We start from the raw sequence: 16218 nt of genomic DNA, 5'->3' as shown, positions 1-16218 counted from the left end.
GACATGGCTATCGCGTTGAACACCGACCCGCCAGACGAAAAGGTTGTGAAAACCCACACGGCGGGCAGGACAGAGGCAAGGGCAGCTTGGAGGCCTATATACAATGATCACGACGACATTTCGCAGTCTGACACTGGCGATCGCCACACTGATGGCGACACAGGCGGGCGCACAGGCGACGACCGACAACCTCGTGGCGGCGAACACGGACTGGAGCACGTTCGAGGCGGAAAACCCGCGCGAATGCATCAGCACCTCGGCGCCCAAGAACAGCACGCTGACCGACAGCTCCGGCAATCCGACGACCGGCAACCGTGGCGATATCTACCTGATGGTCTTCTACCGCCCGTCCGAAAACGTGAAGGGCCAGATCATGTTCACCGGCGGCTATCCCTTTGCCCCCGGCTCGACCGTCGACATGAGTGTCGGCGGCACGGCGTTCCAGATGTTCACCGAAGGCGAATATGCCTGGCCCGCCACGCCAGAGGATGACGCCCGCGTCATCGCCGCGATGAAGCGCGGATCAGAGGTAGAGCTGAAGGCCCGCTCCGGTCGCGGCAACATCACCACCGACACCTTCTCCCTGCTCGGCTTCACCGCCGCCGTGGAAGAGGCCGCCAACCGCTGCGCCGGATAACGGTTTTTCTGCGGAAAAATCACCCCTGCACCGCTCTGGCCCCGGTTTTCGCTTGGAAACCGGGGCCTTTTTCCTATATGAGGCTCGCTTCACCGTCCGAAAGGTCCCGACCCATGACCGCCACCGCCCCCATCACGCAAGACGTCCACACCATCCCCCGGAAGGTGCCCGACGGTCCCGTCAACCTAATCGGCCTGACGCGCGACCAGATGCGCGCGGCGCTCATCACCGCCGGCACGCCCGAAAAGCAGGCCAAGATGCGTGTGAACCAGCTGTGGCAGTGGCTTTATCACTGGGGCGTGCGTGATTTCGCGGCGATGACCAATCTGGCGAAAGACTACCGCGCCATGCTGGCCGACACCTTCGTCATCCAGCTGCCCGAAGTCGTGACCCGTCAGGTCAGCACCGACGGCACCCGCAAATACCTCGTCCGCATCGCCGGCGGCCACGAGGTCGAGGTCGTCTATATCCCCGAGGAAGACCGCGGCACGCTCTGCATCTCGTCCCAGGTCGGTTGCACCCTGACCTGTTCCTTCTGCCACACCGGCACGCAGAAACTGGTCCGCAACCTGACCCCTGCCGAAATCGTCGGCCAGATCCTGATCGCCCGCGACGACCTTGGCGAATGGCCGCAGCCGGGGCAGGGGACGGGCGACAACGGCCCGCGCATGTTGTCCAACATCGTGCTGATGGGCATGGGAGAGCCGCTTTATAACTTCGAAAACGTCCGCGACGCGATGAAGATCGCGATGGATGGCGAGGGCATCGCCCTCTCGCGCCGCCGCATCACGCTCTCCACCTCCGGCGTGGTCCCCGAAATTGCCCGCACCGCGCAGGAAATCGGCTGCCAGTTGGCCGTCAGCTTTCACGCGACCACGGACGAGGTCCGCGACAAGCTGGTCCCGATCAACAAGAAATGGCCCATCGCCGACCTGCTCGACGCCCTGCGCGTCTATCCCAAGGTCTCGAACTCGGAACGGATCACCTTCGAATACGTGATGCTCGACGGCGTGAACGATTCCGACGCCGACGCCCACCGTCTGGTCAAACTGATCGAGGGCATCCCCGCCAAGATCAACCTGATCCCGTTCAACGAATGGCCCGGCGCGCCTTACAAACGCTCCTCCGGCAACCGCATACACGCTTTCGCCGACATCATCTACAAGGCCGGCTACGCCTCTCCCGTCCGCAAACCGCGCGGCGAAGACATCATGGCCGCCTGCGGCCAGCTGAAGTCCGAGACGGAACGCGCCCGCAAATCGCGAAAAGAGATCGCGGCGGACGCGGGGCTGTAATTCACCTCTCGTCAACCTGCGATAACCAAGTCTTACCGCCCGCCCGGGCCCTTATGCACCGTGCGGAGGCTTGCAAATGGGCGCGTGCGAAAGATCTTTAGCAAATAGTCGACTCCTTGCCTATGTCTGGTCAGCGGACGAAGCGGCCGTCGAGACGTTCTTCAAGACCAGCAAGGCCGAGCTGATCTAGCGTCGGTCATGGGCAACCCGGCGGCAGGCTGAGGTGGCGATCTCCGAGGTCATCAGCGGCTTTTGAAACCCGCGCCGTCAACATTCAGCAGTGAGAGGGAAAAGCCCCTTGGCCTTCGAACGCCAAGGGGCCAAAACGAGCACACCGAGCGGTGCAAATATGCGACAAGACCATTCCGCATTCTCAAACACCGGGAGTTCCGCCAAAGTCATACCGGCTGAATTTGTTCTATCTCTCGAGAGCGGAAACACTGAGGGTCACCATTGACCAATCAGGACTTTATGACGAATGACATCCGATCTCACGAACCACTTTTCGTAAAACCTTTGCCTTCCTGCCACTCACGAAAATATCTGGGGTAAGATCGGTTCCATATCCGCTGACTACAATTTCCACGTCACATCCCCCCCGCAAAGCGTCAAACAGCTTCTCCCTGCGATCGAAGAAGGAAAACCCGCTTGGCGGAAGCTCAAAGTATCCGAAGTTTGAATAGACGTATCCACAGAAGCTACCCGGCGATTTTACAGGAGTTGAAGACCTTCTTGATAAGCTAAGAAGCCCGCTATCCCTGGTTGTACACTCACGGGCAGCATCAATATACTCAATCGAAACTGTAACCGTCTGGCGACCTACCAAGGGTTCGACTGCAAAAACAGCAGACAGCGAAATCACAATAAAGAACATAAAAATAAAAGTTTTCAGGGCTTTTGTCCTCTATCTGATGACCTTCTATTTGAGGCGCCATAAGCTCAACGTAAAGAGATGATCGGCTTTGTTGACGGCGTGGATGGCGTCGCGAGAGGCATCCACGCCGTCAACAGAATCGGGCGTGTCAAAAACACCTGTCTTCGCGTTGCCAAGAAACCCACCCGAAACCCGGGGCGTCGTTCAAGATATCTTGCCACCGACTACCAGCTGACGTTCGCTGCGAAGCTGAATCTTCGGACGTTGGGCTCAAAGCGGACATTGCGGAAATGCATGAGATTTCAAGAATTCGTTAACCAATCCTAACAAACCACCCTCGTTTTACATAATATGTATCGCACGCGAAACATTTGGTTTTTGTGATGTATTTCCGCGCGCCCGCGTCAGAGACCCGCGCAAAGCCACCTCGGCCGCCAAAACGCCACCCTTCCGACCTTATCCCGCCACAGTCTCCCGCGATGTTGGTTAAGCCTCATTAAGGTCGATTCGATGAAAACCCTGTTTGCCGCCCTCTTCAGCCTGTCACTCGCCACCTCCGCCTCGGCGGCCACTGTGAGTGTCGACAACACCACCTACGAAGTGACGACGCTAACAGGCCGTTTCAACGACAACCTGGGCGTTCTGCAAAGCCAAGTCTGGTGGAATAAATCGAACGTCGCAACCTCGTTCGCGGCTCTCGTCCTCAACCTGTTCGGCCAGCCGAACAAGAACAATTTCGTCCCGCTCTTCGCGACATCTCTCGTTAATAACACGGTCAACGGCACGGCCTTTTCCCTGCAAGCAATCCCTGGAAGCGTGGCGACCGCGACGGTCAGCGCCAACAACAAGAACGCCGTTTATGCCATCGCAACTGTCGTGCCAGCCGTCGTGCCAGCCGCCGTGCCGGTGCCTGCCGCGGGCCTGCTGCTGATGTCAGCCCTCGCCGGAATCGCAGCCCTGCGCAGCCGCAGGCGCCGCATCGTCTGACCCTGCCGCCTCGGGCCTCGCGCGGGTTCTTCACGCCGAACCGCAGCAGGATCAGGCTGACCGGATAGGCCGCGATCCGCCCGCAGGACAGCGACAACAGCCCAGCAATCCGTGCTGTCAGCGCCCCGGAATATCCCGCCGCTTTGTCCCCTTGCCGTCCCAGTCGTCCAGCGCGGCCAGGGCCTCCTCTGCCGTTTCGACATAGCGGAACAGATCGAGGTCCGCCTGCGCGATGGTCCCCGCGTCGGCCAGCGCCTGCCAGTTGATGATACCTTCCCAGAAAGACCTGCCAAACAGCAGGAACGGCACGCGCGCCATGCGGCCGGTCTGGATCAGGGTCAGCGCCTCGAACATCTCGTCCAGCGTGCCAAAGCCGCCTGGAAAGACACAGACCGCAGAGGCGCGCATCAGAAAGTGCATCTTGCGGATCGCGAAGTAATGGAAGTTGAAACACAAATCCGGCGTGACGTATGCATTGGGCGCCTGTTCGTGCGGTAGCACGATGTTCAGGCCAATCGACTGGCCGCCCGCATCCGCCGCCCCGCGATTGCCCGCCTCCATCACGCCCGGACCACCGCCCGTGGCGATGATGTTCTCGCAAGGATCATCGGCCAGCGCCCGCTCGGTCACCATCCGGGCAAAGGTCCGCGCCTCGGCGTAATACTTGGTCAGGTCCGCCAGAGTCTCGGTCCGCGCCTGCGCCTTGTTGACGGGATCGGGGATCCGCGCGCCGCCGAACAGGACGACGGTGGATTTCACCCCGGCCTCGTTCATCAGGATCTCGGGCTTCATCAGTTCCAGTTGCAGCCGGATCGGGCGCAATTCCGGACGGGCCAGAAAGTCGTCGTCGGCAAAGGCGAGCGCATAGGACGGGGCGCGGGTCTGGGCTGTGTCGGGCACCTGCTGCGCGGTGGCACGGTCCTCGCCAGAGCGGCGGAACTTGTTTTCGTGGTCTTCGGGCATGAAACGTCCTTGAGATTGCGCGGCAAAGCTTGCGCGTCTATAGCCCTTGCGAACCCGCAGAACCAGCCAAGAGGTCCGTCGCCATGTCGAATGCAGCACTTGAAACCGCCATCGAATCCGCCTGGGACGCCCGCGACCAGATCACCCCTGCCACGACGGGAGAGACCCGCGAGGCGATCGAGGATACGCTGAACGCGCTGGACTCCGGCACCCTGCGCGTCGCTGAAAAGCAGGCGGACGGGTCGTGGCACGTCAACCAGTGGGCCAAGAAGGCGGTCCTGCTGTCGTTCCGCCTGAACGACATGGAGCCGATCTCTGGCGGCAACGGCGGCAGCACCTGGTGGGACAAGGTGCCATCCAAGTTCGACGGCTGGGGCGAAAACCAGTGGCGCGAGGCCGGTTTCCGCGCCGTCCCGGGCTCCATCGTGCGCCGGTCGGCCTATATCGCCAAGGGTGTCGTGCTGATGCCGTCCTTCGTGAACCTTGGCGCCTATGTCGACGAAGGCACGATGGTCGACGGCTGGGCCACGGTCGGCTCTTGCGCGCAGATTGGCAAGAATGTCCACCTGTCGGGCGGTGTCGGCATCGGCGGCGTGCTTGAACCGATGCAGGCCGGCCCCACGATCATCGAGGACAATTGTTTCATCGGCGCCCGGTCCGAAGTCGTCGAAGGCTGCATCATCCGCGAAGGCTCTGTCCTTGGCATGGGCGTCTTCATCGGCCAGTCCACCAAGATCGTCGACCGCGAGACCGGCGAAGTCACCTATGGCGAAGTGCCGCCCTATTCCGTGGTCGTCGCAGGCACCATGCCGTCCAAGAACGACATCTCGCTCTATTGTGCTGTGATCGTAAAGCGGGTGGACGAGCGCACCCGCAGCAAGACCGGCATCAACGAGCTGCTGCGCACCTGATGATCCTCAGCCGGACCCTGGCCCGCAGCCGGATCGCTGCGGGCACGCGGCCCGGCTGGTGGGCGGCCTGGGGTCCGGTGATGATCGACGCCCTGAGTCTGGCGGCGGTGCTGGGCGTGGCCTTCCCCCTGCTGATCGGGCCCCTGTCGGCGCTGAACCTGCCGCTGCCGGTCACGATCATCGTCTTCTTCCTGATCTTCTTCATCCCGATCCAGATCGTGCTGGTGGTCTCCTCCCTCTGGGCCACGCGATCGCGCTGGGTGGAATCCGATGCCCCGCCTTCACAAAGCGATCACGATGGCGGGAACATTCCCCGGACATGAGGCGTTCTGTCGCAGAATGCCCTGTTGGAGGGCTAATCGAGACAAAGGAACGTCGTATGGGCTGGCTTGCAGCAATTATCGTCGGTGGCATCGCAGGATGGCTCGCCGAACAATTCATGAAATCGAACATGGGTGTTCTGATGAACATCATTCTGGGCATCGTCGGTGCCTTCGTGTTCAACCTGATCTTCGGCAGCCTGCTGGGCCTCTATGCCGCCGAAAGCTGGATCAGCTACCTGATCGCGGGTTTCATCGGTGCCTGCCTGCTGATCTGGATCGCCCGTCTGGTCCGTCGCAAGACCTGATCGTCTGATCGCAGACCACGCTACATGACGGCGCGCAGACCCCTGCGCGCCGTTTTTCATTGACCCGACCCCAGAGGAGACCGCCCTCATGATTGCCAGCCTGTCGCTCCTGCCGCTGCTTGGCGTCTTCGCCGTGGCGGTGGTCGTGGTCGTGCTCGCCTCGATCAAGGCGACGGGGCTGGCCGATGTCATCGCGGACCGCACCCGCATGGGCGAGGCGCTGGTGGGCGGCCTGATCTTGGGCGGTGCCACGTCGCTGGCGGGGGTGGTGGTGTCCGTCAACGCAGCCCTGTCCGGCGACGCAAGCTATGCCTTTTCCAACGCGGTCGGCGGCATTGCGGCGCAGACGCTGTTCCTGGCGCTGGCCGACATGATCTATCGCCGCGCCAATCTGGAACATGCCGCGGCAGAACCTGCGAACCTGTTCCAGGCCGTCCTGCTGATCGGCCTTCTGACGCTGCCTTTATGCGCCGTGGCTGGCCCCGCGGTGTCGATCTTCGGCCTGCACCCGGTCTCCCTCATCATGTTCGCGGCCTACCTCGGCGGGATGAAGATTGCGTCGACGGTGGTCGACCAGCCCATGTGGCGCCCGGTCCAGACCGACGCGACCCGCGCGGATACGCCAGACGACCCCGACGCCGCCGACAAATCCGCCCTGCGCCCGGCGCTTTACTTCGCGGGCCTCGTGGCGCTGATGGGCCTTGGCGGTCTTGCGATTTCCCAGGTCGGCGGCGTGCTGATCGACCGTTTCGGGCTGGCGTCCTCGCTGGTCGGGGCCGTCATCACGGCGGTCGTCACCTCCCTGCCGGAACTGGTGACGACGCTGGTCGCCGTGCGCCGCGGTGCGCTGCAACTGGCGGTCGGCGGGATCATCGGCGGCAATACGTTTGATACGCTGTTCCTCGTCGCCTCTGACGCCAGCTATCGCGACGGGTCGCTGTTTCACGCCATCGGCGACAACGACCTGTACTGGCTGACGACGGGCCTGCTGATGACCGCCGTCCTGCTGGGCGGGCTGATCGTGCGGCAACGGGCGGGGCCGGGCCGGATCGGCATCGAAAGCGTGCTGATGATCGCGGTCTACGGTGCTGCGCTGGGTCTGGAACTGGCTTGACAGGCGCGGGCCAAGGCGCGATGCCAGCCTCCATGAACAAACGCACGCAACAGGTCTATACACTGCTGGTCGAGGTTGGCCGGTCCACCGACGACGGCCTGCCCAAGGGCGCCACCGGGGCCGCCCTGATGTGCTACGCCTCCGGCGTGGACGAGGCAGAGGCCGTGCGCGAAACCGTTGCGATCCTGAAACAGGCGGATCTGTCGCCGCTGGATGTCTCGGGCTACGGCACGCTGGACGAACGTCTGGCCGAAGGCCACGACATCGACGACGCGGAACGCGCCCTGATGCAGCGCGCGCTAGATGAAAACAGCGTGATCGTGGCGCAGATGACGCCCTTCTTCGGCGACGAGGATGACGCAACGCCGGTCCAGTAACCGCGGCATTTGCATGCGCCGCAGCCCCGCGCTACCTCTCGGTCAACCGAAAGGATCGCCCATGCCCCTCGACCCCGTCGACCTCACCGCACAGCTGGTGCGCTGCAATTCCGTCACCCCCGCCGAGGGCGGCGCGCTGGTCCTGCTGGAGCGTGTCCTGACCGAGGCCGGTTTCGCCTGCACCCGCGTCGACCGGGGTGGCATCGCAAACCTCTACGCCCGCTGGGGCCGCAAGGGTGCCAATCGCAGCTTTGGCTTCAATGGCCATACTGACGTGGTCCCCATCGGCAACCCCGACGACTGGACCGTGGACCCCTTCGGGGCCGAAATTCGCGACGGTTTCCTCTACGGACGCGGATCCACGGACATGAAATCCGGCGTCGCCGCCTTCGCCGCCGCCGCCTGCGATTTCGTGACCGACACGCCCCCAGACGGGGCCCTGATCCTCGCCATCACCGGGGACGAGGAAGCCGACGCGCTGGACGGCACCACCGCCCTGCTGGACTGGATGGCCGCCAACGGCGAGGCGATGACCGACTGCCTTGTGGGCGAACCCACCAGTCCCAACCACATGGGCGAGGCGATGAAGATCGGCCGTCGCGGGTCCATGACCGCCTGGTTCACGTTCCATGGGCAGCAGGGTCATTCCGCCTATCCGCACCGGGCCAAGAACCCGTTGCCCGCCATGGCCCGCCTGATGGACCGGCTCGCCAGTCATACCCTCGACGATGGCACCGATCACTTCGACCCCAGCTCGCTTGCCATCGTCACGATGGACACCGGCAACCCCGCCACCAACGTGATCCCCGCCACCTGCCGCGCCGCCGTGAACATCCGGTTCAACGACGATCACACCGGCGCCGCCCTGACCGACTGGATGCAGTCCGAACTGGACACCGTCGCCGCCGACACCGGCATCCGCATCGACATGCGCGTCAAGATCAGCGGCGAAAGCTTCCTGACCCCGCCCGGTGCGCTGTCGGACCTGATCGGCAAGGCTGTCCACGCGGAAACCGGCAAAACGCCCGAACTCTCCACCTCCGGCGGCACCTCGGATGCGCGTTTCGTCAAGGATCACTGCCCGGTCGTGGAATTCGGCCTCGTCGGCAAGACCATGCACATGGTCGACGAACGCGTCCCCGTGGCCGACATCATCACCCTCAAATCCATCTACACCCGCATCCTGCGCGACTACTTCGCCTGAGGTCCTCGCTTTTTTCCAAATACTCCGGGGTCCGGGGCTGGCCCCGGTCCGACATAAAACATGACGACCGCCCCGTGCCGTGCTAGGTGCCCCGCCATGACACAGATCCCCTCCAAGACCGACATCCTCGCGTTCATCGCGGACAACCCGACCCAAAGTGCCAAGCGCGACATCGCGCGCGCCTTTGGCATCAAGGGGTCCGACCGCGTTCTGCTGAAACAGCTTCTGCGCGAGATGGAGGCGGACGGGCAGTTGGCCAAGCGCCGCTCGTCCTACCGCGATGCGCAGAAGCTGCCCCCCGTCAGCGTGCTGGAGGTGCTGGCGCCCGACGCCGACGGCGATCTGCATGCCAAGCCGATGGAGTGGAACGATACCCTGCCGCCGCCCCGCATCCTGCTGACGCTGCGGTCCTCCGACCCGGCACTGGGTGCGGGTGACCGCATCCTTGCGCGGCTGACGGAAACACCGGGCGAGGCGCATGCCTACATGGCGCGGATGATCCGGCGGATCGGCAGCAATCCCGAACGCATCCTCGGCGTTTATCGCGCCGCCTCCGAAGGCGGGCGCGTCATGCCGATCGACAAGGGGTCCGACCGGCAATACGTGATTGCTGCGGGTGCCACCGGTGGCGCCAAGGACGGCGAGCTGGTCGAGGCGGAACAGACCGGCCCCAAGGGCCGCATGGGCCTGCCCAAGGCGCGCATCGTCACACGGCTGGGCGATCCCACAGGTCCCCGCGCCGTCAGCCTGATCGCGATCCACCAGCACGGCATCCCGGACCATTTCCCCGATGACGTGGTGGCCGAGGCGGACGCGGCGAAACCCGCGCCGATGAAGGGCCGCAAGGATCTGCGCAAGATGGATCTGCTGACCATCGACCCCGCCGACGCCCGCGATCATGACGATGCCTGTTATGTCGATGCGCACGACGACGGCAGCTTCACGATCTGGGTCGCCATCGCCGACGTCGCCTATTACGTCACACCGGGGTCGGAACTGGACCGCGAGGCGCGCAAGCGGGGCAATTCCAGCTATTTCCCCGACCGTGTCGTGCCGATGCTGCCCGATACGCTGTCGGGCGATCTGTGTTCGCTGCACGAAGGTGTCGACCGCGCCTGCCTTGCCGTCGAAATGCAGGTCGATGCAGAGGGCAACAAGACCGGCCACACCTTCCACCGCGCCGTGATGAACTCCGTCGCGTCCCTGACCTATGAACAGGCGCAGGCGGCGATGGACGGCCTGCCCGATGCGCAGACAGCGCCATTGGTCGAGACGGTGATCAAGCCGCTTTACGCTGCCTACGCCGTGCTGGCGCGCGCGCGGGAACGGCGGCAGCCGCTGGACCTTGATTTGCCGGAACGGCGGATCGAATTGGATGACGATGGCAAGGTGGTTGGCGTCAACTTCAAGGATCGCCTCGACGCGCACCGGCTGATCGAGGAATTCATGGTCCTCGCCAACGTCTGCGCCGCCGAAACGCTGATCGCAAAGAAGACGCCGCTGCTGTTCCGGGTCCACGAAGAACCCAGTCCGGAAAAACTGGACGCGCTCCGCGAGGTGGCGGAAGCCTCTGGCCTCGTGCTGGCCAAGGGTCAGGTGCTGAAGACCATGCACCTGAACCGGCTGCTGGCGCAGGCGGAGGGGACGGACGCGGACGAGCTGATCAACCTTGCCACCCTGCGCAGCATGACGCAGGCCTATTACAACGCGGAAAACTTCGGTCATTTCGGGCTGGCGCTGCGGAACTACGCGCATTTCACCTCGCCGATCCGGCGCTATTCCGACCTGATCGTCCACCGCGCGCTGATCGCGGCCCACGGCTGGGGCAAGGACGGGTTGTCGCCTTGGGACATCGAGCATCTGGACGAGACGGCCAAGATGATCTCTGACACCGAGCGCCGGTCGATGGCGGCGGAGCGTGACACGACGGACCGCTATCTGGCCGCCTTCCTCGAGGATCAGGTCGGGGCAGAGTTCACGGGCCGCATTGCCGGAATCGCGCGGTTCGGTGTCTTCGTGAAACTGGACGGGACCGGGGCCGACGGGATGATCCCGATTCGCAATCTGGGGCGTGAATACTTCCACTATGACGCGGACACCCAGACCTTGATGGGCAGCGAGTCCGGCCAGATCATCGGTCTGGGCCAGCGCGCCCGCGTGCGGCTGGTCGAGGCGGCGCCGGTCACCGGTGGCCTGATCGTGGAACTGCTGGAGTTGGACGGACGGAGCCAGCCCAAGGGGCCGCCCGCCGGGCGCGGCAAGCCGCCGCGGTTCAGGCAGGGTGCGGCCAAGAAGAAATCCGCCAAGACGGCGCGCAAGGTCAGCCGGGTGCGCAAGGCGCGCTGAGGGGGATATCCGGCTGTGCCGGATGCCTCCGGCGGGAGTATTTGGTAAAAAGCGAGGACGGCGGTTGGCGGCCGGTGGAAATGTGCCGGCTGCGGCGGACCGGGGGTGGGCTGAGCGGTCGGTGCCGTTATGGTAGGTCAAAACGATATCGGACACTGAGATATGCGCCTTGCCCTGACCTTTTGCCTTTCGGTTGCGACGGCCGCCAGCGCCGCACCGGAGCGTAGCATGCGCCCGTCCGTGCGGCCTGCGGCGGCCACCGCCCCTGCTGCGGTCGCACCACCTGCGCGGACTTATGCGCAGGTACCCGACGCGGGGTTTGACGCCTGGGTGCGGGGCTTTCGCAAGCGGGCGCTGGGGCAGGGGGTGTCGGGGGCCACGTTCGATGCGGCCTTCGCGCGGGCCGGGTTCATTCCGGACAGCATCGCGCTGGACCGCAATCAGGCGGAGTTCGTCAAGCCGCTGTCGGAGTACATGGCGACGGCTGCGTCGGACGAGCGGGTGGCCACGGGCCGCGCGATGCTGGTGCAATTTGGCGGCCTGCTGGACCGGATCGAGGCAAAATACGGTGTCGATCGTCAGGTGGTGCTGGCGGTCTGGGGAATGGAGAGCAACTTTGGCCGCAGGCGCGGGGCGGTGCCGCTGATCTCGACCCTCGCCACGCTGGCCTACGAGGGGCGTCGGGGGCGGTTCTTTGAAGGGCAGCTGGTGGCGGCGCTGCAGATCCTGCAGCGGGGCGATACGACGCCCGCAAATATGACCGGGTCGTGGGCCGGGGCGATGGGGCATACGCAGTTCATGCCGACGAGCTATGCCGCCTATGCGGTGGATTTCACCGGCGATGGGCGGCGTGACATCTGGTCGGACGATCCGAGTGACGCGCTCGCCTCGACCGCCGCCTATCTGGCGCACTTTGGTTGGACAAAGGGCCAGCCCTGGGGGGTAGAGGTGCGGTTGCCGGTGGGGTTCGATTACAGCCTTTCGGCGCACAGCGTGTCGCGGACGACGGCGGACTGGGCGGCGTTAGGCGTTGTCGGGACCGGCGGCCGGGCCGTTGCGGGGCAGGGCTCGGCCAGCCTAATCACGCCGACCGGGGCCGGCGGGCCCGCGTTTCTGGTGTTCAAGAACTATGATGCCATCAGCCGTTACAACAACGCCGAGGCCTATATCATCGGTGTCGGGCATCTGGGCGACCGGATCGCGGGGGCGGGGCCGCTGGTGCATCCTTTCGTCGCGGGCGAACGCAGTCTGAAGCGGGCAGAGCGGGTGGAGTTGCAGCAGCGTCTGACGGCGGCGGGGTTCGGCACCGGTGGGGCGGACGGCAAGATCGGACCGGCCTCGCGCCGGGCGATCAGGGCCTATCAGGCGCGGTTGGGCCTGCCGCAGGACGGCTATGCCAGTCTGACGTTACTGGAGCGGCTGCGCTGAGCAATCGGCGCCTGACATGCAGGCGGCGAGGCGGTCGGTCGTGGCCGCATCCGGTGCGGCAAAGGTCCAGCCACCGCAGGCGCCCATGGTCAGCACCGGGATTTCGCCGTCGATCTGCACGAAGGCGAGCAGCGGGTCCGGCCCCGGAAAGCCGCCGCACCACGGCCCGGCGCAGGTGACGTTCACGATGACCTGTCCGTCGAAGGGGACGGTGAAGCCGTCGGGCGTCAGGCCCATACCGGTCATGTGCGCGGTGGCCTGCGTCGGTTTTTCGATCTTGCCGGTGGCTGGCAGGTCCGTGATCGTACCGGTCAGCACCAGATAGGGCAGGTCGCTGGCCGCGGCTGCGGCGTAGCTGGTCATCAGGTCCGGCGCGCGGCAGGACAGGGCCTGCGCCTGACCGGCCGCCAGCAGGGCGGCGCCGGTCAGAAGGCGCCTCACAGGCGGTCGCCCAGTTCGGCCAGCACCTGCGTGTAGACGGCGCGCTTGAACGGGACGATCGCGTCGACCAGCTGGTCCTTGGGTATCCATTTCCAAGAAGAGAACTCGGGGTGTTCGGTCGCGATGTTCACGTCCGCATCGGTGCCGTGAAAGCGGAACAGGAACCACTTCTGTTCCTGACCGCGATACTTGCCGCCCCAGGCCTTGCCGACCAGATCGTGCGGCAGGTCATAGCGAATCAGACCGCGGGTTTCCGCCTCGACGCTGACCAGCTTCTCGGTGACGCCGGTTTCTTCCCACAGCTCGCGCAGGGCCGCGTCCAGACATTTCTCTCCCGCATCGACGCCGCCCTGGGGCATCTGCCAGGCGGGGGTGTCGCTATCGCGGCGCTGACCCACGAAGACATGCCCGCGGGTGTTCGCAAGCATGACGCCCACGCAGGGGCGGTAGGGCAGCTGTTCGATCTGGTCGAGTGTCATGAAATGGCCTTGGGTTTTCATCGTCTGGTCCTTTCGTTTGGAAGCTTTTTGCCCCAAACGTCCAGCGCTAAGCGATAACAAGCCGAGTGTTATACATAATCCTTGGGGCTATCCATGCCAGATGCCGCCGCGACAGGCCGATACAGCCTGCAGTCGGGCGTCCCGGTCCCCGCCACTGGTGGATAAAGATCGCGGAACCACGGCCTTTCACCGGATACGGCCAGTTCCAGTCGGTGAGAATCACCAGATCATACATCGGGTCGGCGCGGCGCAGATACTCGTGGCGATTCGGGTGCGGCACCCGCACCATCATGTTGTAATCGGGATCGGTCACGTCGTCGGACCACAGATCGCCGGGCCAGATCGGCACAGCCCAATCGGCGGGCGGCCCCAGTCGGTCGGGCCGGTAGAGCATCCCGACGATTCGGTGCGTGCCGCGTGGCGTCGCCCCGTCGCCTTCGCGTTTGGCGTCCGTCAGACCGCCGCGCCCGATGGTGCAGGCAAACCGCCGCCCGAGAAACCGCAGATGCGTGGGCATCACCACAAGGTCAGTCGCTTTCACACGCTCGTCCTCGCTTTTTCTGAAATACTCCCCGCGGAGCGTCCGATGGTCAAAGCAGATGCCCCGACTTTGCCGCCTTCGTCGCCAGATAGGCATGGTTGTGGGCGTTTTCGCCGACCTTCAGCGGAACGCGTTCCACGACCTTGATGCCCGACGCTTCCATCCGGGCGATCTTGGCGGGGTTGTTGGTCAGCAGGCGGACGGCGCCAAAGCCCATCTGCCGCAGGATCGCGGCGCCGATGCGGAAATCGCGTTCGTCGTCGTGAAAGCCGAGGCGGTGATTCGCCTCGACCGTATCGAACCCCTGATCCTGCAACCGGTAAGCGCGCATCTTGTTGGCGAGGCCAATGCCGCGGCCTTCCTGGTTGAGGTAAAGGAGGACGCCGTGCCCCTCTGCCCCCATCTGGCCCAAGGCCGCGCGCAATTGCGGGCCGCAGTCGCATTTCAGCGATCCCAGCAGGTCGCCGGTGAAACAGGCGGAGTGCAGACGCGCCAGTACCGGCTGACTGCGGTCGGGCTGGCCGATTTCGACTGCATAGTGTTCTTCGCCACCGTCGGCGGGGCGAAAGACGTGCAGGCGGCCGGCCTCTGACACGGACATGGGCAGGCGGGCGCTGACGACGCCGTGCAGGGGTGACATGTCGGTGGCGCGGGCGGCGGTGCCGTCGATCACGGTCAGACCGTGTTGCGCGGCAAAGCCGTCCGCTTCGTCGAGCGGTGCGATCACGGCCGCAGGCAGCAAGCGGGCGGATTTGCACAGGGCGACGGCGGCGCGCGCGAGGTCGGCTGACCCGTCGCGCAAGGCCCGCAGCGGCCCTTTCATCGGGCTGCGCAGGTCGCCTGCGGGGTCGGCCAGCGCACGGACCCATGCGGCATCCGCGTCGCGCGGGATCACGATCCGGGCGATGTCGCCGTCGTAGGCCGCGACCTTCAGCGTCTGGGCGCGCCAGTCGGTGATCGCCACGGCGGCGCCAAGGTCGCGCAGCACGGCCAGCCGGTCGGGCTGCAATGTCTCTGCCGCGAGGATGACACCCTGTCCCGCCACCACGACGGGCACCCCCATGCGCAGATCGGCGCGGGCGCGGGCGAGTCGTTCGGTGCTGTCGGGTGCGAACCCCATGGGTCAAGGCCTTTGCAATCGTCAGCCCGACTTAGGCGTTGCCTGCGGCAAATGAAACATTTGTATATGAAATCACACGTCCGTGTGAACCTTTTGCAGCACAACTTGTTGAACACGTGAGTGCATCACACTTGCTGTGAAAGAGTTCTGGAGGTTGTCATGGCCCAATTGAAAAAGATTTTGCTGGTGGACGACGACGACGACCTGCGCGAAGCGCTGGGCGAGCAGTTGTTGATGACCGAAGATTTCGACGTGTTCGAGGCCGATGATGGCGCGACCGCGATGACGAAAGCCAAGGAGCAGCTTTACGACCTGATCATCCTTGACGTCGGCCTGCCCGATACGGATGGCCGAGAGCTGTGCCGCCTGATGCGCAAGCAGGGCGTGAAATGCCCGATTGTCATGCTGACGGCGCAGGACAGCGACGCGGACACGATCTATGGCCTCGACGCCGGCGCCAACGATTATGTCAGCAAGCCGTTCAAGTTTCCGGTCCTGCTGGCCCGGATCCGCAGCCAGCTGCGCACCCACGAACAATCCGAGGATGCTGTGTTCCAGCTGGGGCCGTATACCTTCCGCCCGGCGCAGAAGATGCTGGTGACCGAGGACGACAAGAAGGTGCGGCTGACCGAGAAGGAAACGAACATCCTCAAGTTCCTGTATCGTGCCTCTGACGGTGTGGTCGCCCGCGACGTGCTGCTGCACGAGGTCTGGGGCTATAACGCCGGAGTCACGACGCATACGCTGGAAACGCACATCTATCGCCTGCGTCAGAAGATCGAGCCCGATCCGTCCAATGCCCGGCTGCTGGTGACGGAACAGGGTGGTTATCGGCTGGTAGCGTAAACGGTC

The 16218-nt window shown here is 64.3% G+C and carries 17 protein-coding genes and 1 pseudogene; 13 read left to right on the top strand and 5 right to left on the bottom strand.

The window, feature by feature from the left end; genetic code table 11:
* The first annotated feature begins 103 nt into the window (after window positions 1-103).
* The 4 genes and pseudogenes from GLR48_RS04110 to GLR48_RS04095 all read left to right on the top strand — a co-directional run bounded on the left by GLR48_RS04110 (window position 104) and on the right by GLR48_RS04095 (window position 3793).
* The gene (locus GLR48_RS04110; RefSeq protein ID WP_237058929.1) at window positions 104-637 is read left to right on the top strand and encodes an invasion associated locus B family protein; all 534 of its coding nucleotides are present in this window, start codon (window positions 104-106) and stop codon (window positions 635-637) included.
* A gap of 113 nt (window positions 638-750) precedes the next feature.
* Complete coding sequence (rlmN, locus tag GLR48_RS04105) at window positions 751-1932, top strand: 23S rRNA (adenine(2503)-C(2))-methyltransferase RlmN (RefSeq protein ID WP_237058927.1); 1182 nt, start codon at window positions 751-753, stop codon at window positions 1930-1932.
* A gap of 136 nt (window positions 1933-2068) precedes the next feature.
* A pseudogene (locus GLR48_RS04100) lies at window positions 2069-2254 on the top strand (IS3 family transposase); the annotation flags it as partial.
* A gap of 1062 nt (window positions 2255-3316) precedes the next feature.
* Window positions 3317-3793, top strand: coding sequence for a hypothetical protein (locus GLR48_RS04095; protein ID WP_237058925.1), 477 nt, complete (start codon window positions 3317-3319; stop codon window positions 3791-3793).
* Window positions 3794-3910: 117 nt separating this feature from the next.
* Here GLR48_RS04095 and GLR48_RS04090 read toward each other — a convergent pair whose 3' ends face one another.
* Window positions 3911-4756 carry an LOG family protein gene (locus GLR48_RS04090; RefSeq protein WP_237058916.1) on the bottom strand — a complete coding sequence of 282 codons (846 nt, stop codon included), beginning with the start codon at window positions 4754-4756 and terminating at the stop codon, window positions 3911-3913.
* Between the two features lie 83 nt (window positions 4757-4839).
* Between GLR48_RS04090 and dapD the strand changes: the two genes are divergently transcribed.
* From dapD to GLR48_RS04050, 8 genes are all read left to right on the top strand, one after another.
* A complete protein-coding gene (dapD, locus tag GLR48_RS04085; protein ID WP_237058914.1) occupies window positions 4840-5667 on the top strand; it encodes a 2,3,4,5-tetrahydropyridine-2,6-dicarboxylate N-succinyltransferase in 828 nt (275 codons plus the stop codon).
* Window positions 5667-5990: a hypothetical protein gene (locus GLR48_RS04080; RefSeq protein ID WP_237058912.1), complete on the top strand. Its 324-nt coding sequence runs from the start codon at window positions 5667-5669 to the stop codon at window positions 5988-5990. The genes dapD and GLR48_RS04080 overlap by 1 nt, the downstream gene beginning before the upstream one ends.
* A gap of 56 nt (window positions 5991-6046) precedes the next feature.
* On the top strand, window positions 6047-6295 hold the full coding sequence (locus GLR48_RS04075; protein WP_237058910.1) for a GlsB/YeaQ/YmgE family stress response membrane protein: 249 nt from the start codon (window positions 6047-6049) through the stop codon (window positions 6293-6295).
* An 88-nt stretch (window positions 6296-6383) separates the two neighbouring features.
* Window positions 6384-7409 (top strand): sodium:calcium antiporter, encoded by a 1026-nt coding sequence (locus tag GLR48_RS04070; RefSeq protein ID WP_237058908.1) that lies wholly within the window; start codon window positions 6384-6386, stop codon window positions 7407-7409.
* A gap of 32 nt (window positions 7410-7441) precedes the next feature.
* Window positions 7442-7786, top strand: coding sequence for a hypothetical protein (locus GLR48_RS04065; protein ID WP_237058906.1), 345 nt, complete (start codon window positions 7442-7444; stop codon window positions 7784-7786).
* A gap of 61 nt (window positions 7787-7847) precedes the next feature.
* Window positions 7848-8990, top strand: coding sequence for a succinyl-diaminopimelate desuccinylase (dapE, locus tag GLR48_RS04060; protein ID WP_237058904.1), 1143 nt, complete (start codon window positions 7848-7850; stop codon window positions 8988-8990).
* A gap of 96 nt (window positions 8991-9086) precedes the next feature.
* Window positions 9087-11336, top strand: a complete 2250-nt coding sequence (gene rnr / locus GLR48_RS04055; RefSeq protein WP_237058896.1) for a ribonuclease R — start codon at window positions 9087-9089, stop codon at window positions 11334-11336.
* Between the two features lie 228 nt (window positions 11337-11564).
* Complete coding sequence (locus tag GLR48_RS04050) at window positions 11565-12764, top strand: lytic murein transglycosylase (RefSeq protein WP_336886614.1); 1200 nt, start codon at window positions 11565-11567, stop codon at window positions 12762-12764.
* Here GLR48_RS04050 and GLR48_RS04045 read toward each other — a convergent pair.
* Genes GLR48_RS04045 through ribA form a run of 4 tightly spaced genes read right to left on the bottom strand, consistent with a single transcriptional unit; the run spans window position 12744 to window position 15366 of the window.
* Window positions 12744-13205 carry a hypothetical protein gene (locus GLR48_RS04045; protein WP_237058892.1) on the bottom strand — a complete coding sequence of 154 codons (462 nt, stop codon included), beginning with the start codon at window positions 13203-13205 and terminating at the stop codon, window positions 12744-12746. The two genes, GLR48_RS04050 and GLR48_RS04045, sit on opposite strands and share 21 nt — an antisense overlap.
* Complete coding sequence (locus GLR48_RS04040; protein WP_237058890.1) at window positions 13202-13705, bottom strand: RNA pyrophosphohydrolase; 504 nt, start codon at window positions 13703-13705, stop codon at window positions 13202-13204. Before GLR48_RS04040 ends, GLR48_RS04045 begins: the two co-directional genes overlap by 4 nt.
* 46 nt (window positions 13706-13751) lie before the next feature.
* Window positions 13752-14246, bottom strand: a complete 495-nt coding sequence (locus GLR48_RS04035) for a L,D-transpeptidase family protein (protein ID WP_237058888.1) — start codon at window positions 14244-14246, stop codon at window positions 13752-13754.
* A 49-nt stretch (window positions 14247-14295) separates the two neighbouring features.
* Window positions 14296-15366 (bottom strand): GTP cyclohydrolase II, encoded by a 1071-nt coding sequence (gene ribA / locus GLR48_RS04030; protein WP_237058886.1) that lies wholly within the window; start codon window positions 15364-15366, stop codon window positions 14296-14298.
* Between the two features lie 159 nt (window positions 15367-15525).
* Here ribA and GLR48_RS04025 point away from each other — a divergent pair, with 159 nt between their 5' ends.
* On the top strand, window positions 15526-16212 hold the full coding sequence (locus tag GLR48_RS04025) for a response regulator transcription factor (RefSeq protein WP_072856738.1): 687 nt from the start codon (window positions 15526-15528) through the stop codon (window positions 16210-16212).
* Window positions 16213-16218 lie beyond the last annotated feature (6 nt).

The organism is Loktanella sp. M215 (assembly GCF_021735925.1).
GTDB lineage: Bacteria > Pseudomonadota > Alphaproteobacteria > Rhodobacterales > Rhodobacteraceae > Loktanella.
The sequence above is the reverse complement of the archived record's forward strand: the minus strand, read 5'-3'. Positions and strand labels throughout refer to the sequence as shown.

Bases quoted from the DNA above. Each gene is read 5' to 3' on its own strand.
- GLR48_RS04110 (WP_237058929.1), top strand. From the start codon at position 104: ATGATCACGACGACATTTCGCAGTCTGACACTGGCGATCGCCACACTG.
- rlmN (WP_237058927.1), top strand. From the start codon at position 751: ATGACCGCCACCGCCCCCATCACGCAAGACGTCCACACCATCCCCCGG.
- GLR48_RS04095 (WP_237058925.1), top strand. From the start codon at position 3,317: ATGAAAACCCTGTTTGCCGCCCTCTTCAGCCTGTCACTCGCCACCTCC.
- GLR48_RS04090 (WP_237058916.1), bottom strand. From the start codon at position 4,756: ATGCCCGAAGACCACGAAAACAAGTTCCGCCGCTCTGGCGAGGACCGT.
- dapD (WP_237058914.1), top strand. From the start codon at position 4,840: ATGTCGAATGCAGCACTTGAAACCGCCATCGAATCCGCCTGGGACGCC.
- GLR48_RS04080 (WP_237058912.1), top strand. From the start codon at position 5,667: ATGATCCTCAGCCGGACCCTGGCCCGCAGCCGGATCGCTGCGGGCACG.
- GLR48_RS04075 (WP_237058910.1), top strand. From the start codon at position 6,047: ATGGGCTGGCTTGCAGCAATTATCGTCGGTGGCATCGCAGGATGGCTC.
- GLR48_RS04070 (WP_237058908.1), top strand. From the start codon at position 6,384: ATGATTGCCAGCCTGTCGCTCCTGCCGCTGCTTGGCGTCTTCGCCGTG.
- GLR48_RS04065 (WP_237058906.1), top strand. From the start codon at position 7,442: ATGAACAAACGCACGCAACAGGTCTATACACTGCTGGTCGAGGTTGGC.
- dapE (WP_237058904.1), top strand. From the start codon at position 7,848: ATGCCCCTCGACCCCGTCGACCTCACCGCACAGCTGGTGCGCTGCAAT.
- rnr (WP_237058896.1), top strand. From the start codon at position 9,087: ATGACACAGATCCCCTCCAAGACCGACATCCTCGCGTTCATCGCGGAC.
- GLR48_RS04050 (WP_336886614.1), top strand. From the start codon at position 11,565: ATGCGCCCGTCCGTGCGGCCTGCGGCGGCCACCGCCCCTGCTGCGGTC.
- GLR48_RS04040 (WP_237058890.1), bottom strand. From the start codon at position 13,705: ATGAAAACCCAAGGCCATTTCATGACACTCGACCAGATCGAACAGCTG.
- ribA (WP_237058886.1), bottom strand. From the start codon at position 15,366: ATGGGGTTCGCACCCGACAGCACCGAACGACTCGCCCGCGCCCGCGCC.
- GLR48_RS04025 (WP_072856738.1), top strand. From the start codon at position 15,526: ATGGCCCAATTGAAAAAGATTTTGCTGGTGGACGACGACGACGACCTG.